The 17,134-nt window shown below is 56.6% G+C and carries 13 protein-coding genes; 1 reads left to right on the top strand and 12 read right to left on the bottom strand.

Annotated elements, in window-relative coordinates:
* The first annotated feature begins 92 nt into the window (after window positions 1–92).
* Entirely contained in the window at window positions 93–2,798 is a 2,706-nt protein-coding gene (locus ASE07_RS25575; RefSeq protein ID WP_057293633.1) for a PAS domain-containing hybrid sensor histidine kinase/response regulator, read from the top strand.
* Window positions 2,799–2,923: 125 nt separating this feature from the next.
* Here ASE07_RS25575 and tssA read toward each other — a convergent pair whose 3' ends face one another.
* From tssA to ASE07_RS25515, 12 genes are all read right to left on the bottom strand, one after another.
* Entirely contained in the window at window positions 2,924–4,192 is a 1,269-nt protein-coding gene (gene tssA / locus ASE07_RS25570) for a type VI secretion system protein TssA (protein WP_235548627.1), read from the bottom strand.
* 20 nt (window positions 4,193–4,212) lie between these two features.
* On the bottom strand, window positions 4,213–4,881 hold the full coding sequence (locus tag ASE07_RS25565) for a formyltransferase family protein (RefSeq protein ID WP_057293632.1): 669 nt from the start codon (window positions 4,879–4,881) through the stop codon (window positions 4,213–4,215).
* A gap of 127 nt (window positions 4,882–5,008) precedes the next feature.
* Entirely contained in the window at window positions 5,009–9,136 is a 4,128-nt protein-coding gene (locus tag ASE07_RS25560) for a type VI secretion system protein (RefSeq protein ID WP_057293631.1), read from the bottom strand.
* Window positions 9,137–9,152: 16 nt separating this feature from the next.
* Window positions 9,153–9,998: a DotU family type IV/VI secretion system protein gene (locus ASE07_RS25555; RefSeq protein ID WP_235548626.1), complete on the bottom strand. Its 846-nt coding sequence runs from the start codon at window positions 9,996–9,998 to the stop codon at window positions 9,153–9,155.
* A gap of 5 nt (window positions 9,999–10,003) precedes the next feature.
* A complete protein-coding gene (gene tssK, locus ASE07_RS25550) occupies window positions 10,004–11,329 on the bottom strand; it encodes a type VI secretion system baseplate subunit TssK (protein ID WP_057293630.1) in 1,326 nt (441 codons plus the stop codon).
* 17 nt (window positions 11,330–11,346) lie between these two features.
* Window positions 11,347–11,907 (bottom strand): hypothetical protein, encoded by a 561-nt coding sequence (locus ASE07_RS25545; protein ID WP_057293629.1) that lies wholly within the window; start codon window positions 11,905–11,907, stop codon window positions 11,347–11,349.
* Between the two features lie 88 nt (window positions 11,908–11,995).
* Complete coding sequence (locus ASE07_RS25540) at window positions 11,996–13,447, bottom strand: dicarboxylate/amino acid:cation symporter (RefSeq protein ID WP_235548625.1); 1,452 nt, start codon at window positions 13,445–13,447, stop codon at window positions 11,996–11,998.
* A complete protein-coding gene (locus ASE07_RS25535) occupies window positions 13,423–14,691 on the bottom strand; it encodes a dicarboxylate/amino acid:cation symporter (protein WP_057293627.1) in 1,269 nt (422 codons plus the stop codon). The genes ASE07_RS25540 and ASE07_RS25535 overlap by 25 nt, the downstream gene beginning before the upstream one ends.
* A 28-nt stretch (window positions 14,692–14,719) precedes the next feature.
* Window positions 14,720–15,700: an ABC transporter substrate-binding protein gene (locus ASE07_RS25530; RefSeq protein ID WP_235548624.1), complete on the bottom strand. Its 981-nt coding sequence runs from the start codon at window positions 15,698–15,700 to the stop codon at window positions 14,720–14,722.
* Window positions 15,701–15,708: 8 nt separating this feature from the next.
* The gene (locus ASE07_RS25525; protein ID WP_057293626.1) at window positions 15,709–15,981 is read right to left on the bottom strand and encodes a hypothetical protein; all 273 of its coding nucleotides are present in this window, start codon (window positions 15,979–15,981) and stop codon (window positions 15,709–15,711) included.
* A 20-nt stretch (window positions 15,982–16,001) separates the two neighbouring features.
* Window positions 16,002–16,388 carry a DUF4280 domain-containing protein gene (locus ASE07_RS25520; protein ID WP_057293625.1) on the bottom strand — a complete coding sequence of 129 codons (387 nt, stop codon included), beginning with the start codon at window positions 16,386–16,388 and terminating at the stop codon, window positions 16,002–16,004.
* A complete protein-coding gene (locus ASE07_RS25515) occupies window positions 16,388–17,134 on the bottom strand; it encodes a toxin-antitoxin system YwqK family antitoxin (RefSeq protein WP_082584488.1) in 747 nt (248 codons plus the stop codon). The genes ASE07_RS25520 and ASE07_RS25515 overlap by 1 nt, the downstream gene beginning before the upstream one ends.

Raw genomic sequence — 17,134 nt, 5'->3', positions numbered from 1 at the left:
AAGTTTTTGATAGCTCAGAGGAACAAAAAAGCAATCTTTTTCCGCTAAACATAGTCTGACTCTGGACTGATGCGTTCGCAAAGGATTGCAATATGACAACGCCCACTGAATTGCCTGATGGTTTTGCACTTGATTTCCGACTGTTGTTTGACGCAACACCGATTCCTTATCTGGTTCTGACGCCCGATTTCACTATTGTCGCCGCCAATGAAGCGCGCCTCCAGGCGACCATGACCCGCCGCGAGCAGATTTTGGGACGTGGGCTGTTTGAAATATTCCCCGATAATCCCGCTGATCCAGGCGCTACCGGAGTCAGGAACCTGCGTGCGTCCTTGTTGCGAGTACTTAAGAACAGGTTGCCCGATGCCATGCCGATACAGAAATACGACATCCCCAAGCATGGGTCGGTGGAGGGCGAATTTGAAGTACATTATTGGAAACCACTCAACATCCCTGTTTTCAGCCAGCCCGAAGAAATAATCTATATCCTCCATTGCGTTGAAGATGTCACGGAACAAGTCTTGAAGCAGCAAGCTGTCGAAAAGAGCGAAGCGCGCTTCCGCCAGATAGCAGATGCCATGCCTCAGATCGTATGGTCAACCCTGCCGGACGGCTATCATGATTATTTCAACCGGCAGTGGTATGACTTCACTGGCGTGCCGGAGGGTTCAACAAACGGGGATGAATGGACCAATCTATTCCACCCGGATGATCTGCATCGAACGCGGGAACGTTGGAGGCACAGCCTTGAGACGGGTGAGCCGTACGAAATCGAGTACAGGGTACGGCATCGCTCGGGCCAGTATCGTTGGGTCCTCGGTCGTGCCCTGCCTATTCGAAACGATGCAGGTGTCATTGAAAGGTGGATGGGGACCTGCACTGACATCCACGAGCAAAAGATGGCTGAAGAGGCACGGGTAAAAACAGAATCGAAATTTCGAAAGATTGTCGAATCCGACCTTATCGGAATTTACCAGTACCTGCCGGACGGAACGCTTACTGAGGTCAATGACGAGTTTCTAAGGATGATCGGGTATACCCGGCAGGAGTATGAGCAACAAGGCTTGTCGTGGCGCGAACGAACACCGCCCGAATGGGATAGCGTGGATAAGTGCGCCCTGGAGAAACTTCGCGCCACCGGGAAGATGGAGCCTTTCGAGAAAGAATACATCAGGAAAGACGGAAGCCGGCTGCCGGTATATATCGGCGCGACGAATCTCGACGGATTCGAAGACGGGGGCATTGCCTATGTGCTCGACATCACTGAACTTAAGCGCGCCCAACTCGCGCTTAAGGACAGCGAGACCCAGTTTCGAGCGCTGGCCGAAAACATTCCACAGCTCGCATGGATGGCGAATAGCGACGGCTCGATTTTTTGGTATAACAGCCGCTGGTACGAATATACCGGCACCACCTTCGAAGAGATGCAGGGCTGGGGCTGGACGAAAGTGCACCATCCCGACTATGTGGATGCAGCAAAGGCCAAGTATTACACCAATATCGTCGAGCGCCAGGGCACGTGGGAAGATACCTTTCCGCTTCGCGGCGTTAACGGAAGCTATCGCTGGTTCCTGTCGAGGGCAGTACCAATTCGTGATCACAACGGGCGAATTGTCCGATGGTTTGGCACGAATACCGATGTCACCCTCCAGCGTGAGTCCGAAGAGGCGCTGCAGCTGGCTAACCGCCGCAAGGACGATTTCCTGGCGATGCTGGCGCATGAGCTGCGCAATCCTCTGGCACCGATCAGCACGGCTGCCGATCTTCTTCGTATCTCAGGCCATAATGAAAATCAGGCAAAGCGTGCCAGCGACATCATTGCGCGCCAGGTCAAGCACATGACAGACCTGGTCGACGACCTGCTCGACGTGTCGCGCGTCATACGCGGTCTCGTCTCCATAGAGAAAGAAGAGGTCGATATCAAGGAAGTCATCAGCGCGGCAGTCGAGCAATCCAGACCCCTGATCGAATCGAGGAACCACACATTGTCGATGCGGCTCGCCTCAACGAATGCTGTCGTGTTGGGCGACCGTACGCGTCTCATTCAGGTGCTCACGAACCTCTTGAACAACGCCGCCAAATATACTCCCCAAGGTGGAGAGATTCATCTTTGCATGGAGATGAAGGGATCCCAGGTTGAGCTGGCGATGACTGATAACGGAATCGGAATTGACGCTGCGCTCCTGCCGCAAGTGTTTGATCTGTTTACGCAAGCCGAACGGACGTCGGACCGCGTCCAAGGCGGCCTTGGGTTGGGCCTGGCTCTCGTCAAGAACATCGCTTCGCTCCATGGGGGCCGTGTAACGGCCCAAAGCGAAGGCCAAGGCAAAGGGAGTACGTTTACGCTTGCACTGCCAATCCTGGAAGCAGAGCCCGAGCGGACCAGGCATTCTCCATCAGAATCGGCGAGCAGTCCGACAGAACAGTCGCTGCGCATCCAGATCGTGGACGACAATCTTGACGCTGCGGAATCGCTCGCTGCCCTTCTCAGGGCGAACGGCCATTTAGTGTCAGTCGCGAATTCTGCTTATCGTGCCCTGGAAACGGCAAAGACGTTTCATCCGGAGGTTCTTATTCTGGACATCGGCTTGCCTGACATGGATGGCTATGAATTGTCTCGGCGTTTGCATGATCTCGCCGAAGCGAAGGACGCCATTTTCATCGCGCTATCGGGTTACGGGCAGGCACACGACAAGATCCTTGCCAGGACCGCAGGCTTCGATCATTACTTTGTAAAGCCAATTGATATGGTCGCTTTGCAGCGGATTCTAAAAGTCGCCGAAGCACAGCATTTTTAACGCCAATATGTGTGCCCGACGAGTCAGGATGGGTACTGCAACCGGGGCCCAGGCAATTGGTCAATGCGAATCCTCGGCCCTTCCTTAAAGCCGTCTTCTGCGCTGCTTACGACTTATTCGCTCAACTATTCGCGCAAGCCGAGCACATTCATGAGGCGATTAAGGTCCCCTTCTTCCCGGATGATTTCCGCCATCAGCTCGGGCAGCGGCATTCTTCCCCAGTTCACTGCGCGTCGCAGCAAATAAGGTGTAGGACTATGCGGCTCTACGACGGCCAGATAATCTGCGATCGCCTCGAGCGTGACATACGCTTCATGGCGGCTTTGCCAGTGTGAAAGTGTGACAGGCGGTGCCATGATCATTTCTCCTGCGGTTGCGCTGGACATAGTCGTGCCGTAAGGGACAGGAACTTCTTCCATTGCCGCCGGCTCATTTTTAACGGGAATCAGTTGTGTGAACATGCGCTCTATTGCAGTGAGTGTTCCATGCAACCTGGCCAGGTTCGGTGAATCCATTCCAAGTTTTGCATCGACGAACATCGTCAGGGAGTTCAGGCAGATAAGGCAATGCCGGACCAGTTCAATCCTGGTCTGTAGTTCATAACGCAAATGCTGATGCGCATAAGTGACAACATCCTCACGGGTAAGCGGTAACTCGCTGGAGTCCGCACCCGGATTTTTATCGGTCGCTTGATCCTGCCCGGACAATTCTTTGGCCGTCAGGCGTTCCCAGTCGGCGAAGCTCACCTTGGGCGGTTTGCGACCGGCGACGTTCAGCAGCGGGACATGCACCTTTAGCGTCATGGACATCGATTCATTGAGCCACACCAATGGCGCAATCCGCGCATCGCAATCATTATCTTCATCAATGACCGGGTGCACGGCGGACCAATGCTGCTGCAGCAAGCCATCGACGAGATGCAAGCCGCGAAGCAAGCCCTCAAATCCATGCTGGCGTGTCCATGACTCCAGCAGCCAGACGGCGATCTGCAGATCCTTGGAGCGGTTGGCGAGCATATCCTTGCATCGATCTTCGATGAACACCCAATCCGCCCGCTTGAGCGGTCGTTCCCATTGCCCCATTGGCAAACTGGGGTCATCTTCCTCGCGTGCGAGACGGATTTCGGTGAATGTCGGGTCATACCGCATGGCCGGGCCACATGGTTCGCTGTCGGTAATCGGCGCCAGCAAAGCGCCCTGCTCTGCCTGATGGTCAGGATTCATAAGGATTTTGGGTTTCTGCTCGCTGGGCGGGCTCATCGGTAAAATTTCCAGGTGAACGGGCGCAGGTGCGGGGGCTGGACTGGGGGTAGGACTGGGGCCGGATACGAGCGAGCGCGCCTTGTCATACAAATCCGATAAACCGCCAGCAAACATCTTTTTTCGATCGCTCATATAAATCAATCCGGCCGTGGTTACTCCGTTGCAAAGTCCATCTCGCACGATGCAAGTAATTTAGCCAGTTCCTGAGCGAAAAATTTTGCGGCCAGCGGTGACGACGCCTTATGCAGGTCAATCACGGACGCGTCCGGCGGGAAGTAAATCTTTTCTGAAAGCGCGACCAGCTTACCCGTATCAAATCCATCATCCACCTCGTGCATCGCAATCACTGCATGGTCGGATTCATCTTTCAGCAAGGCTTGAAACGGATTGGGTCCGGCGTAATGCGATGGCCAGCCATCATTGATGCAGGGATGAAGATTATAAAAACCCATCGGCGGATACTGGAACAGGCGCGCATTGATACGCTGACCGAAAGTAGCGGAGATACAAACATCAGGACGCCAATTATTTTCGTATATGTCGTAGAACTCGTCAGTTTTTACCCGCCCTTTGTAGATGGGAACATGATGCGCAACGGCCAGCTGTTCCACCATGACTTCTTCGATCTGCGTATGCGGATAGCTCCAGACACGACGCTCACGGCTCACGAAACTTGACGAGACATCGTCCGTCGCAACACCTACTACCTGCACCTGGGTGGCAATGGATCCTTTGAGCATTTCGCTCAGTACGTGGAAGCCCCGGTAAAAGCTGCCGAATACGGCGACACGAACTTTTGGCTGCGGCGGGTAGGATGACATAGCAGTCTTTATGGTTATTTAGTTAATCAGTCTCATGTATCGATTAATACCATCGTTTTGATCGGTCAAGCCATAGCCAACCAGGTGTGCACAAAGACTCTCATCCGCTTACGCCTTCCCTGCAGCCCTACCACGACGGCACGCGGACTGGAAAGCTACCCGGCCACGCCAGCGGCGTACGCTTACCCGCAGGACTGATCGCCAGTCGCACATAGACACGGGCACGCGACGCGCGTGGCTGTGCACCCGGATTTGCACTATTGGTGATCATTGGAAACTCAAACCGCAACAGCTGTGATCGTGCATCGGTTCCGGCGGCAGATTCTGTATCGCGGTGTACGGTGACAAAGGAGAATAAAGCCCACGGATCGTCGAACCGGTACGTAACGGTGCGATCTTCAACGGTCATATCGTTTTGAAGTACTTCGGCTACCGGGATGACCGGTCCATCACGCGCAACGCGCATGGAAAGAACAATCGGCAGCCCCGGCTCCCACCTGAGGGGCCGAACCGGGTCACGCGATCGCAGAGTCTGACTGCCAACCGCCAGGGACCAGTCGATGATTTTGTTACCATCGATTTCCGATGCCGCGTTGGCGCGGAATTCCACGGTCAAGTCCATGCCGGGCACCTGGTTATCTTCAGCCGGATAGAGGGGCGCCAGGAACTCGCGCACCCGCTGCATCTGCTCTTCAACCCGTCGTACCGGCGCCGATGCCGCCACGCGTGACGGTTCGCGCGCGCTCGCGAGGGAGACTGCGTGCGAGCGCTCAAACAGCTTCAGGACTTTCCCGACCTCTTCCACATCGGCAGGACTACGGTCAGCCGCCGTGCCCTTGATTGTGGGATCCAGTGCCGTTGGCCTGAACGGGAAACGATTCGCGAGATCACGGTTGAATGTTTCGGAAAAACGGTTCCACGCTTCCTGATATTCATGCTGCTTGATCTCGCGGCATCGGGTGTACAAGCCGGCCTGCAATACCTGCATCCGATCGGAGAACAGGTCCGCGGCGCGACGCTGGCCTGCGCGCGACGACAGCTTTTCCATGCAGTTCCTGAGATCGACTTCCCCCGCGCCGGAAAGAATAAATTGTTCAAGCGTCATGAGACTGCTGGTCGGGCTTTTCAGTCGGTAACGGCTCAGGTCGGCAACGATACCCTGCCAGCGCACCACTAGCGGATTGCCGGACTGGGCAGCGCCAATCTGCTGTAACAGTGCCTCCGCATCCTTGCCGGTGCTGTCGATAAACGCCTGTTGCTGCGCGACATAGGTTGCCAGCGTGGCGGCATCGATGGCGCCAAAGGCGTCGATCAGCGGTGCTTTTTCTCCGTTCCATGCACGGAAAGCGATATCGCGCGGCATAAATATCTCTGCTCGCGCAAAGGCATTGTCAAGGAATTGCAAGCGCGAGAGGGCATCCTTTGCAAGCACGGCTGACAGATTATCCGCGACGGATTCGTCGCCCAGTTCACGCAACCAGGTGCGCAATTGCAATGCGCGGCTGCGGTCGGCTTCGGGCGCCGGAGCCTGCACGTCGTTGACCGATACAATCAATGCCTGCGACAGCAAATCGCGTGCGGTTTCTGCCAGCGCAGCGTCATGCATTCTTGCAACCGGAGCCTGCAGCATGACAGGAAACTTGGTCAGCAGTTCAGTCTGAAACCGTTTGCGCGAGTCGGAAAGCGCCAGCGCCTGATCGAGCCGTACACGGTTCCAGGTGACTGTCGCGCCGGCAGGAACATCGGGGAGGCGACTGGCTCGGTTGATCTTCATGTAGGGCTGCGAGAACAAGCCCGACAATGCTTCCAGCAAGGCCTTGCGGCCGGGCGAAAACGCCCAGGACGACGATGTGTCCGACCATGCAAGACCAGGCGTCATGCTTTGCGAATACTTGTCTGCGGTCAGCGCCCCGTCCCAGACGGTCAGGAATTTGGCAAAGCCATCTTCGGCCTGACTCTGTGCGTCGCTTGCCACGCCTTTTCCAAGCAGGGAAACAGTCTGGACTCGTTGTAGCAGCGCCTCGTGGGCCTGCCCGAGTTGCAGTGTGCGGCGCTGCATCCAGGCGCCTTTACCCGACGTCAGTAGCGTTTCCTGGCGCAGCAGGGTTTCGTGCAAAGATCGCCATGCTTCGATGGTCGTGAATGCGTCAGACGTATTCGGTTGCGCATCAATCAGGGTCGATGCGGTTTGGCCGATGGTGAGCTCGGATTTGAGCAAACCATTGTGAGCAAACAATCTCTGGTAAGTCGCTTTCAGCGCCAGGTTGAGCGAGCACGACGCGGCTTCCTGCAAAGGTGTAACAGGCAGTGCCGGTGTCCCCTTTATCGCTTGCCGGAACAGTTCGGCAGTGCGCGCGGCATTGCCATTGAGTTCGGCGCCCAGCAAGACCCGGACCACGAGCGCCAGGTCTTCGCCCGATGCGGAGTCATCAGAACTCTTAAGCCGGGTCATGGCGCGCAGCACGCGATCCAGTTCTTCAATCTGTCCTACATACTGCAGCGTGGCGCCGAATTCAGGCAAGTCCTCAATGTTCAACGCCGCACCAGGTTTGGCAAATGCGGCTTCATCCCATTGCGCCGGCAAGGTGCAGCTTGCGCCAGCAATCAGATTGCCCGATGCCGGGTCAACCGGCACACCGGTAAGCTGACTGGCGCGTCGGTATAAAGCGCGGCGCATCGGGTCAAACGCGGTGTCCGCAAACCCTTGCTCCAGTTTGCGATGGACCCGCAGGTGCAGGTCGTCGAGCCACGGCCATGAGCCGGGCAGGAATACCGAGCGCAGACGCGCCGCATCCATCCGCTCTATATTCATTAGTGCATCGACCGCGCCTTGCCGGCTGATGGCCGGATCGAACACGTTGTTATTGCTTGCCTCGATACTGTTGCGCGAATCACGATCGAGCTTCTGCAAAGAGACTGTAATGTCCTCCACCTGCCGATGCAGCTGTACAGAGGTGATGACCATTCCGGCCAGCCATACAGCCGGCACGCCAACCATCGTCCATTGCACCATGCGGCTCAATGCGGGGCGGCGCATATGTTGCGAGGCGGACGAACTGACCAGACCGACTTCGGCAAAAATCTTGCGCTCGAAAACATCGCGCAGAAACGCCGGGAGCGCACTGGACTGTCCCAGCACAAGCGCCCTGGAGGACGAAAACGCGCCTTCTTCCGCAGTCTCTGGCAGTTCTGGCGTGCTGTCGAGTTGCACCGAAGGTAACCGGACGGCCGTTCCACCGGTCAGTGCAGCGATGTCGCTATAGTCACCCGTGAGGTAAATGCCTCGTAGCAGAAAGGGTTCGTGATAGGCGCTCGGGCGCATCAGCTCTTCAGTGAATAACTTGAGGCCTGCGCGTAAGCGATCTACCTCGTTCGGCAGCATGAAGTAGCTGGCGCTATTGGATTCGCTGGATTCGAGCGCACATAGCTCTGAGCACGTGTCAGCCAGCGAGCGCACCACTTCATTCATCGCCGTGTCTACCCACTGCGACTGGAACGGGGCAATCAGCTCGTACGGTGACGACCATCCCAGCATGGAGCGTCGCATCGGTTCGGGCAGGGCGGATGAGAATGCCGTAAAGCCGGGAATGCTTTCGCAGTCTGCGATGACGAGGTAAATCGGAAAGCGCAAGGCAAGTCGGTTTTGCGCCAGCCACAGGCGGCGGTGAATGGACTTGGCACGGGCAACCAGATCAAGCTGGGCTTGCGAGTCGGCCTGAAGAAATACGCTGGCCGGGATCGAGATGACGATCGAATCGAATGGCCGGTCCGGGCGGTAATTACGGCAAAGACCCAGAAAATCATCCCAGGTATTCGTATTGGCGGGCGCATCTGGATCAGACGAACCCAATTGCTCGGACTGCAGCTGGACTGCGACACCATTATCGAAAAAATTCCAGCTGATGCCTTGCGCAGCAGTGGTGAGCGTGGTGTCCGCACTGAGTGCACTCTGCAACCCCGACTGCACCAGCGGTAACTCGCGGCCATCCTTGCCTTCGTTAAGGATCAGTGTCCATGACAGGTTATAGCGTTCGGAGCGCACCGCAAGATTACTTTCGATCAGCTCTACCGCACTGCGAAAGGAATGCTTGAGAGAGTCGGCACTGATCAGCCGAGGCTTTTGCTCCGCAGGCTTGTCCTGCTTTTCCGCCCCTTTTATGGCTGCCCAGATGACGATGCCGAGCAGCAGCAGGACGATCAATGTAAGACAAAGCAGTGTGACAATTGCTGTGTTATCTGACAAGAAGTTCAACACTGTAGGATCCTAACTGTCAGGCGTGAAAGTTGAGTGGCGCAATCAATGCATCAAAAGCACCTGCGTTCGCCGACAGTGCCTCGCGTACCGGCCACGACTGCCACAACCAGAGCAGTTCCGATAAGCCGAGCAAGAACAGCAGCGCCAACAGTACGATGACGCCACTTCGGTTGATTCTTGGCAGCCGCCTGGCAGCGATGTGCGATAAGGTGCTGGCATAAGGCTGCTCCGACAAAGTGCGGTCGCGGCCTTGCATGTCTGCCGGCCGCATATAAATAAACTGAAACAGCTCGCGCCGGTATTCGGCGATTTTGCTTTGTCCCGCATCGCCGCGATAACGCCCCTGAAATCCGAGCGAGAGCAGATACAGGTAAAGCCGACCGACATTGCGCCGCGCTGCTTCCCGTTCGCGCAGCAGCTGGTCCAGATCGTCAAATACGCGTTCGCCGGCAAAGCTGGATTTGAACAGAGTGGCTTCGATCAGGACATGGCGCCAGTATGCGCGTCCCGCCCAGTCGGTATTGAGCAGCACCTCGTCGGCCAGTGCCGCTTTCAGGAACCGGCCTTGCACTTCAGCCTCGATACCGGCTTTGCCGCCGATGCGGCGCGCTTCCAGCGTCTGCAGCTCGATCAGCTGGCATAACTGGCTACTCAGCGACTCGGCTGCCGATTTGGCATCGGCCTCGCCCACCTGCCCTGCGGACTGCGCCAGGCTTGAAAGCACAGCAAAAAAATCGCGGAACTGAACCGAAGCCAGGTCTGATCCTTCACTGGTCGTACTGCCTGCCGTACTACCTGTCGAGCTGAGTTGCAGGCGCTGTGAAGGACTCTGGGTCGTCGTTATATTTGATTGAATGGCCACGATCATCAACCCTTAATGAACAGAACCACTTCATGGGGACGCTGAGCAAGCGTACTTTCATTCCCGTTACTGATCAGCAGTGGCTGATCGGCGACAATGAAGCTGTCCGACACCTCGATACTAAAGAGGGTATAGCCGGAACTGGAACGCAGGCCCAATTCCGGTGCATCATCGATACGCCGCCGCGGCGCACCCAGCACCCTGCGATCGGTAAGCGAAGTCCACACAGTCTCGGAGCCAATCACCGCGCCGGACATCCACTGCGACAACTCTCGCTCCGGCTGACCACGCAAGCCGATGACCAGCCGCGAACCAACCCAGTCCGGCTGCATCGTCAGCGAGAACGCCTGACCATCATAACCAAACGTGCACGTCTTCCACTCCTGGCTAACCTCGTCGACGAGATCGGAAAGTGCGCTCAGGACGGCATCGAACGCGGGATAAGCGTCGGTGTGGTCATACGCCGGCGGAAGGATCGGGACTGCGCCGGGACGCAATGTCGCCAACGGACCGAGTTGGGCGCACAGCGCGAGATACAGGGGCACCGGCTGCACGATCGGACAGCGCAGCAACGCCTCGAGTACCGGCAAGTTAAGGATCAGGCTGGACAGGCGCGCTTTTTGTTCAAGTATGTTCAGACGGTCTTCTAGCCGCGATGAAGGTGATGCGGTCTGCCGCGCCAGGAACACGGCCTTGCTGCGCATATGCGCAGCAAGCAACTGGGCGCGCTGTCGTAATGGCGACGTGGCGGGCACTTCCAGCATGGCCGGCAGTGTCGTACCGCGGCGCACGATTTCGTTCTCCTTGCGCACGGTCATGAGGCGCAGAGAGACATACGCCGCTGACGGTACCGGCCCTGCGGTCAACGACAGGTTGATGGCCATGCGCGGAATATCCGCCGCCAGTGCCTGAGACACTTCGTCTTCGACCAGTTGTCCTTCGATACCGCGGAACATGGTTGGCTGTCCGGGCGCACGTTGCGACCGTGTTTTGCCGACCACGAGATAAACCGACAAATCCTGCAATTCCATGTCCGCTGACCATGGCGATAGATCCAGTTCGAGGGATTGCCCCCTGGATTGCTCAACATCAAAGGTTGCCGCCATGCCATTCGGTAGAATGGCCTCAATGGAGAATATGCGTAACAGTCCGGTGGTCAGCAGTGCTTCATCAATCACGAGATTGCGAACGCCCCAGCCATAGGGCTGCGTTGCCATCGATTGCCAGGCCAGAAGCGAGTCAATCCGCGCGCCCTCTTGCTGAAAATGCTGTGGCGTCAGCAGCATTCCTTCATGCCACTGAATGCGGTCCGGTAGAGGATGAGATGTCATTAAGTGCGTTCCATGTTCTACTGCGCGGCGCCAGTTTTGAATTCACTGACCGCGAAACTTTGTGCATTCAACTGCACTGAATAACCTGTGTTATTAAGAAGCAGCCGGGCACGATGTTCGCCGGGTGCGGCGTAATTGGCAAAAACAAACGCCGCCCATGCACGCTCTTTGCCAAAATGCTTCTCATCCAGCCGAACCGCTTGCGTAGGAACCATTTCATACTGATAAACGGTAAACGCCTCAGGAAAGGTACGCTGCAGATCTCGTCGTGAGGTGAACCACTTGGAAGCAGGCATCGTGAGCAAGGCATCCAGTACCGCTTTGTCTTTAACGAGTACCAGGTCGACCGCCAGTGCGCTATTGGCATTGGCATCATCTGCAGCGGAGATGGCCACCGATCTCCAGTCCGGTTGCACGGGTTTTGGATCGAGTCCGATTAGCGCGCGCGATCCCGCTACAACGCTATCCATCGCGCTGCATCCGGAAAGAGCGACGAGCACAAAGACGATAAGCAGCACCCGGCTATAGCGCTCCGGGTGCCGATGCGGGTTATGGATGTCAGCGAGGCTGCGATTCATGGAGAAACCCCGACACCGGATACGTCTCGCATTGAAGCATCGTCATTTTCATTCATTGGATTCGTCGGTACTTGCATCGAAGTGGCTTTTATATGGCAAATGGGATGGTCTTACGCAAACCGAATCCGACACCGGCGCAAAAAACCGCTAAGAATGCTACAGCCAACAGAAAAGATCCGAAAATTACCTGCTTTCGATCCAATGTCAGCGTTATTGAGAACGCATGCCAGACCTCAGAAACTTGCCCAGTATTAATATACAGCCCATCAGAGACGAGCGCAAATAATGCGGATGACACTAAAAACGACAGCAAATTGCGTGCGCCTTCACAGATCCCTTCAATCAGTATAAAAACGGGTAATACAGCTTCTAAGGGCAATCCCAATGAATCCATGACGAAGGTCCCCAGAATCACGGACTTGACGCCGATGAGACCGACCGACCATAGTGCAGCCACCCACGACAGCAGGCATATCATGCTCACTTCGCCCAGACTTAGCGTGTGGCCATAGAGGTTGGCGATGAAGATCGCCAGTACGGAGAAAAACAGCGCCTCGCCGGCTTTGACGAAGACGGGGGCAATCGGCGAATACAGCTCCACCAGGCCACGGCTAAATCCAAGCCTGACGCTCATGCTATGGATAAACCCGGGTACGGCCGCCACGGCCACGGGAGAAAACAGACATACCGTGATCGGCTCGCGCAGCGCCATCAGGACTTCCAGCGGCGATTTTTTCAATCGCCATGCAATCACGCTGATCGAGGCAGCACAGATCAGCAATGCAGCCATAAAAAAGGCACCGAGAAAGCTTTTTAATAACATCAGGACTTCAATACCGGCACTGCTGGTAGCTGCTGCCGCGAGCACGAAGGCCGCTGCCGGCAGCAAGGAATTAAAGCGGTTGACCAAGGATTCGAGCGCGCGATAAATGCCTTCGAGGATGCCGGTCAGATGCGCTGACGCCTCCGGCTTCTGCGCTGCCACCGCGATCCCGAATACCAGCACGCCGATCAGGATGGAAGGGAGCGAGCCGAACGCCAGTACGGCGTAGAAGTTGTCCGGAATGATGGAAGGGATTTTCCATACGTCTTGTGTATCGGCGCTGATGTCGCGCAAGGAAATCATGTAATGCGACTCGGACCTCAAGGCAAACTCGCCCAGCGCCTCGGCTTCGCTGCCCGAGATACCCATACCGGCCGAAGTCAGGCTGGCCACAAGAATGCCGACTGCAGAGCACGCAAGCATCGCGAATACCGACATCACGATCATCAGCAACAACCGTCTTCCGCTCTTCGGCAACGATGGCAAGCGTTGCAATCCAAAAAATACCGCCAGCACGACAAATGGCAACGATGCCATCTGAATCAGCGACAAATACAACGTCGATATCGCGGACATGATCGAGACACTCGACGGAAACAGCGTGCCGGTCCAGCCGCCCAGCAGGACCGCAGCAAGGAGTGTCGCAGGATGCTGAAAGATTTCCCTGAGCTGAATGAGCGGCCGCTTCTGGATCATAGTTGCACCGGCTTCGGACAAATGACCGACACTGCCGCGCAGCCCGAAATCACGGTCACCACGGTTCTCGCCATCGCACACACCGGATCGACTGCGGCGAACAGGAGGAATACCGCTTCAAACGGCAACCCGAGATAGCTGCAAGTCGTGCCAATCAAGGAGATGGTGACGATCCCGGCCATGCCCGCCGACGCGAACCCCAGCATGATTGACACAAGCATCAGCAAGCCGACGTCGACCGCTGAAACAGGACGGCCGTACAACGCGGCGATAAACAAGGTGCCGCAAATGTAATAGGCGACCGGTCCCATCCGCAGCAGCGAAATGCTCAACGGCACCAGTAACTCGACCCGGGAACGTGCGAAATTGAGTTTGTTGACGAGGCCACTTACCATCGCCGGCATACAGGTCGCACTATTATTGGTCGCGACACCCAGTGCAAATGGCTCGCGCATGGCAGCCACCACGGTTTTCAGCGGCACATTGGCACGGCGGCCGATCAGCGTCATCGCAAGCGCCAGCAGAATTACGCAAATGACCAGGAATGCCGCCACAAACCCGGCCATGGCCTTGAGCGGCTCCAGTCCAGTCTCCGCAATCTGGCTGGCGGTCATGCAAATCAGAATGAACGGTATGGGCAGATTGACCCAGTGTGTCAGCGTCTCGCAGGCGACATAAATGGTTTCGAGCGCGTGATTCAGGCCGGTCGACATGCGGGTCGGTACCTGGCCGACGGCAAATCCAAACAACAGCGCAAAGACGAGGGCCTTGAGTGTTTCACCGTTTGCGAGCGACGCAAAGATATTCGATGGGATCAGGGACTGAAGAATATCTTGCAGGCTCAGTTCCTTGGGCGGCGCCTCCGGCGTTCGCAAGGACATCTCGGTATTGGTCTGGTTTGCATCGATGCTGACGATATCGCCAAGTGCGGCAAGCGTCGCCGCCGGCAAGTTGCTGCCCGGGCGGAACAGCAAAGAACCAGCTGCTGAGAGAACGGCGGTGACTAACGAGATGGCGATAAAGACAATGATGACACTTTTGATAATCCTGCCTGCGCCGCCATCGCGGTATAGACTTTGCAAGCTGAAGATGACGGCCGAAATCATGAACGGCAAAACGATCATCTTGAGCAGGTCGACATAGACGATACCGATGACTCCCAAGTGCTTGGAAAATGCCGGTGCGGCCCAGCCTAATGCCCCGCCCGCCAGGACGCAACCCAGCACGGTCCACGGATTTAAGGCCCAGCGTTGAAAACGGTGCATTCCGGTTGGGATATCCACAAGCTTCTCTCTAGTTCATCAGTTTTAATACGCTGGCTACCGTCGGCTTATCCGGACGTTGTGCAATCACCTCGTTGACGAACGACAGCAAGGTCGCATCGCGTACTCCGATCATCATGCTTAATGAGGATTCCAGATCATTGAATGTCACGGTGCGCAAGGTCAACGCAAGGCTTGGATCACGACGCAAAATAGCCATCACTTCCAGTTCATCACGATAGGCGGCGACAACATCGCCTTTTTTGACGGCTGCGACCGCAGCCGGCCAGCTGGGATAGGGAATGATCTTCGCGTTGGGAAAATTCCGGCGCCCGAATTCCTCCCACGACGAACTGGCGATCACGCTGATTTTGCCGGTAAAGTTGCGGAGAACCTGGGGCGGCGGACGTCCCCCTGAAAGTTCAGCAAACCGCACACGGTGGATCAGTAGCGCATGCCCAAGACGCATGTAAGTGCTGGAGAAATGCACAATCTGTCCACGCTTCAGGGTTTTGGCGAGCCGGCTGATACCGAGATCCGCCTGTCCGTTTGCAACGGTTTCAGCCACGCTGTCGTAGGTTTCCGGGGACCGGTCAAAGCGTACCGGAACGCCCAGTTCCTTCCCGATCAATCTGGCCAGATCGACATCCGTGCCGCTCAGTTCCCCATTTTTTTCAGAGAAGAACGGTGGATTATCTGTCTTGAGCATGGCAACAACCAGCTCACCGCGGTTGACGATGCGCGCGATATCCGGCGCCAGCAAGCGGCCATCGGCGACCCGCACCAGCGGAGACTGCAATACAGGTTCTGCCGGCACTGGTATCGGAACCGTGGCCGTTAATGAAGAAACGGCGGCCGGACGGGTGAGCGCGACCTTTTGTGAGGTAACAGGATCAGCGAATGCCGACCCATGCGCACAGGCACACAGCAGGATCAAGCTTCTGAATAGCTTCCCGCCACCGAACCAGCGGGGTGGGAGAATCTGTCGGGCAGGCGAACTGGCATTCATCATGGCCTCTTTCAGGGAGCTGGCTTGGGCGTCCAGGCCGCTTTTTCCACAAGCGGCTTGGCAGCAGCGGAAATCTCGGAGGTCACGCCGCTGGCCGTACGGGTAACGGCTGCTGCTTCTGCCTTGGCGCCGGCGACATAAGCAGCCGGCGTTGCTTTTGTCTTAGGGCCACCCATCAGCTGTCCGATCTGGAAGCCAAGCGTAAAAAGCAGCGCCAGTAAAGAGACGCCGCAAAACAGGGTTAACGCTATCAGGCGCGGTGTGAGGCTGAATCGGTATTCCATGGTGGTCACACTAAAAATGGTTAAGGAACAGCTACGGTAAATTGACCGGGTACCTCAATGCCGATCACTCCGCCCCACATGCACATCAGTTTCGAGGAGTTATTCAGTGTCGGCATATTAGCGGTTAACACCGTCGGAGCACCGGTAATCCATGGCGCTGTCGTGGCAGGAATACAAGGCATCGGTGTCAGCACGCCAAGGGCAGCGGCCGTTGCGGCGGCCACCATGGGGTTGGAAGGCGACTGGCACATCCCGAACGGCAGGATGTTCACCATCGGCTTGTTGTCCATGATGTTGGCCGCCGGCGTCCCTGTCAGTACCCCATTGACAGGCAGTACGACCAGGCTTGCAGGCGCTACGCCAAACGTGCAGCGGATCATGGCGCCCATGCAGACTTGTTGTCCCATCAGCCTCCCCTTACCAGTTTTTGCAGCCGGTCCAGCAGATCGGGCGCAGCGGCGGCATTATCGGTGCGCCGACCTTTGGCGTCATAACGTGCGGGCTCGCCTGCCGGCACACCATTTCGGTAGTTCACTTCTTCCATCAGTTCACCATCCGGCCAGAAGCGCCGCATCGGCCCGTGCAAAATGTTGGCGCGATAGACGCAGGTCTGGACAATCGTGCCCTGCCGGTCGAAGTCGACCGATTCGCCTTCCAGCAGCCCGGCCTGATAATGCGATTTCCGCATTCGTACGTTTTCGTGGAAAAATTCTGCCGGTCCCTGAATCTGCCCTTTGACGTAGTTCATCCTTGCAGTCAACAGGCCCGCTTCATCATACGCCAGCGACGGTCCTGAAAGAACGCCACCCACCAGATTTTGGACCGATACGCAACGTCCATTGACATACATTTTCATGATGCCATGCGCAATTCCGTGCACATATTCGGAGTCCTGCGCCAACGCACCCTCTTCCGTATAAATCGTCATCCGTCCGTGCAATACACCCGCCGCGTAATGCGCCTTGAGCACGGGCACACCGCTGTCACCAAATTTTTCAAGCAGACCGTCCAATTTGCCATCGATGAGCCAGCAACGCAGTACGGGCTGACCATCACTGCCCAGTTCTTCGATCAGTTGCGGCACGGTTCCGGCAGCACCCGTTGGCTCTGCGGCTTGTTGCGATGCGTCGTGATGATCAGGAAGTCGGTTCAT

It is taken from the genome of Noviherbaspirillum sp. Root189 (genome assembly GCF_001428545.1).
Classification (GTDB): Bacteria; Pseudomonadota; Gammaproteobacteria; order Burkholderiales; family Burkholderiaceae_D; genus Noviherbaspirillum.
Note: the sequence above shows the minus strand (reverse complement) of the source record. Positions and strands in the feature narration are given on the sequence as shown.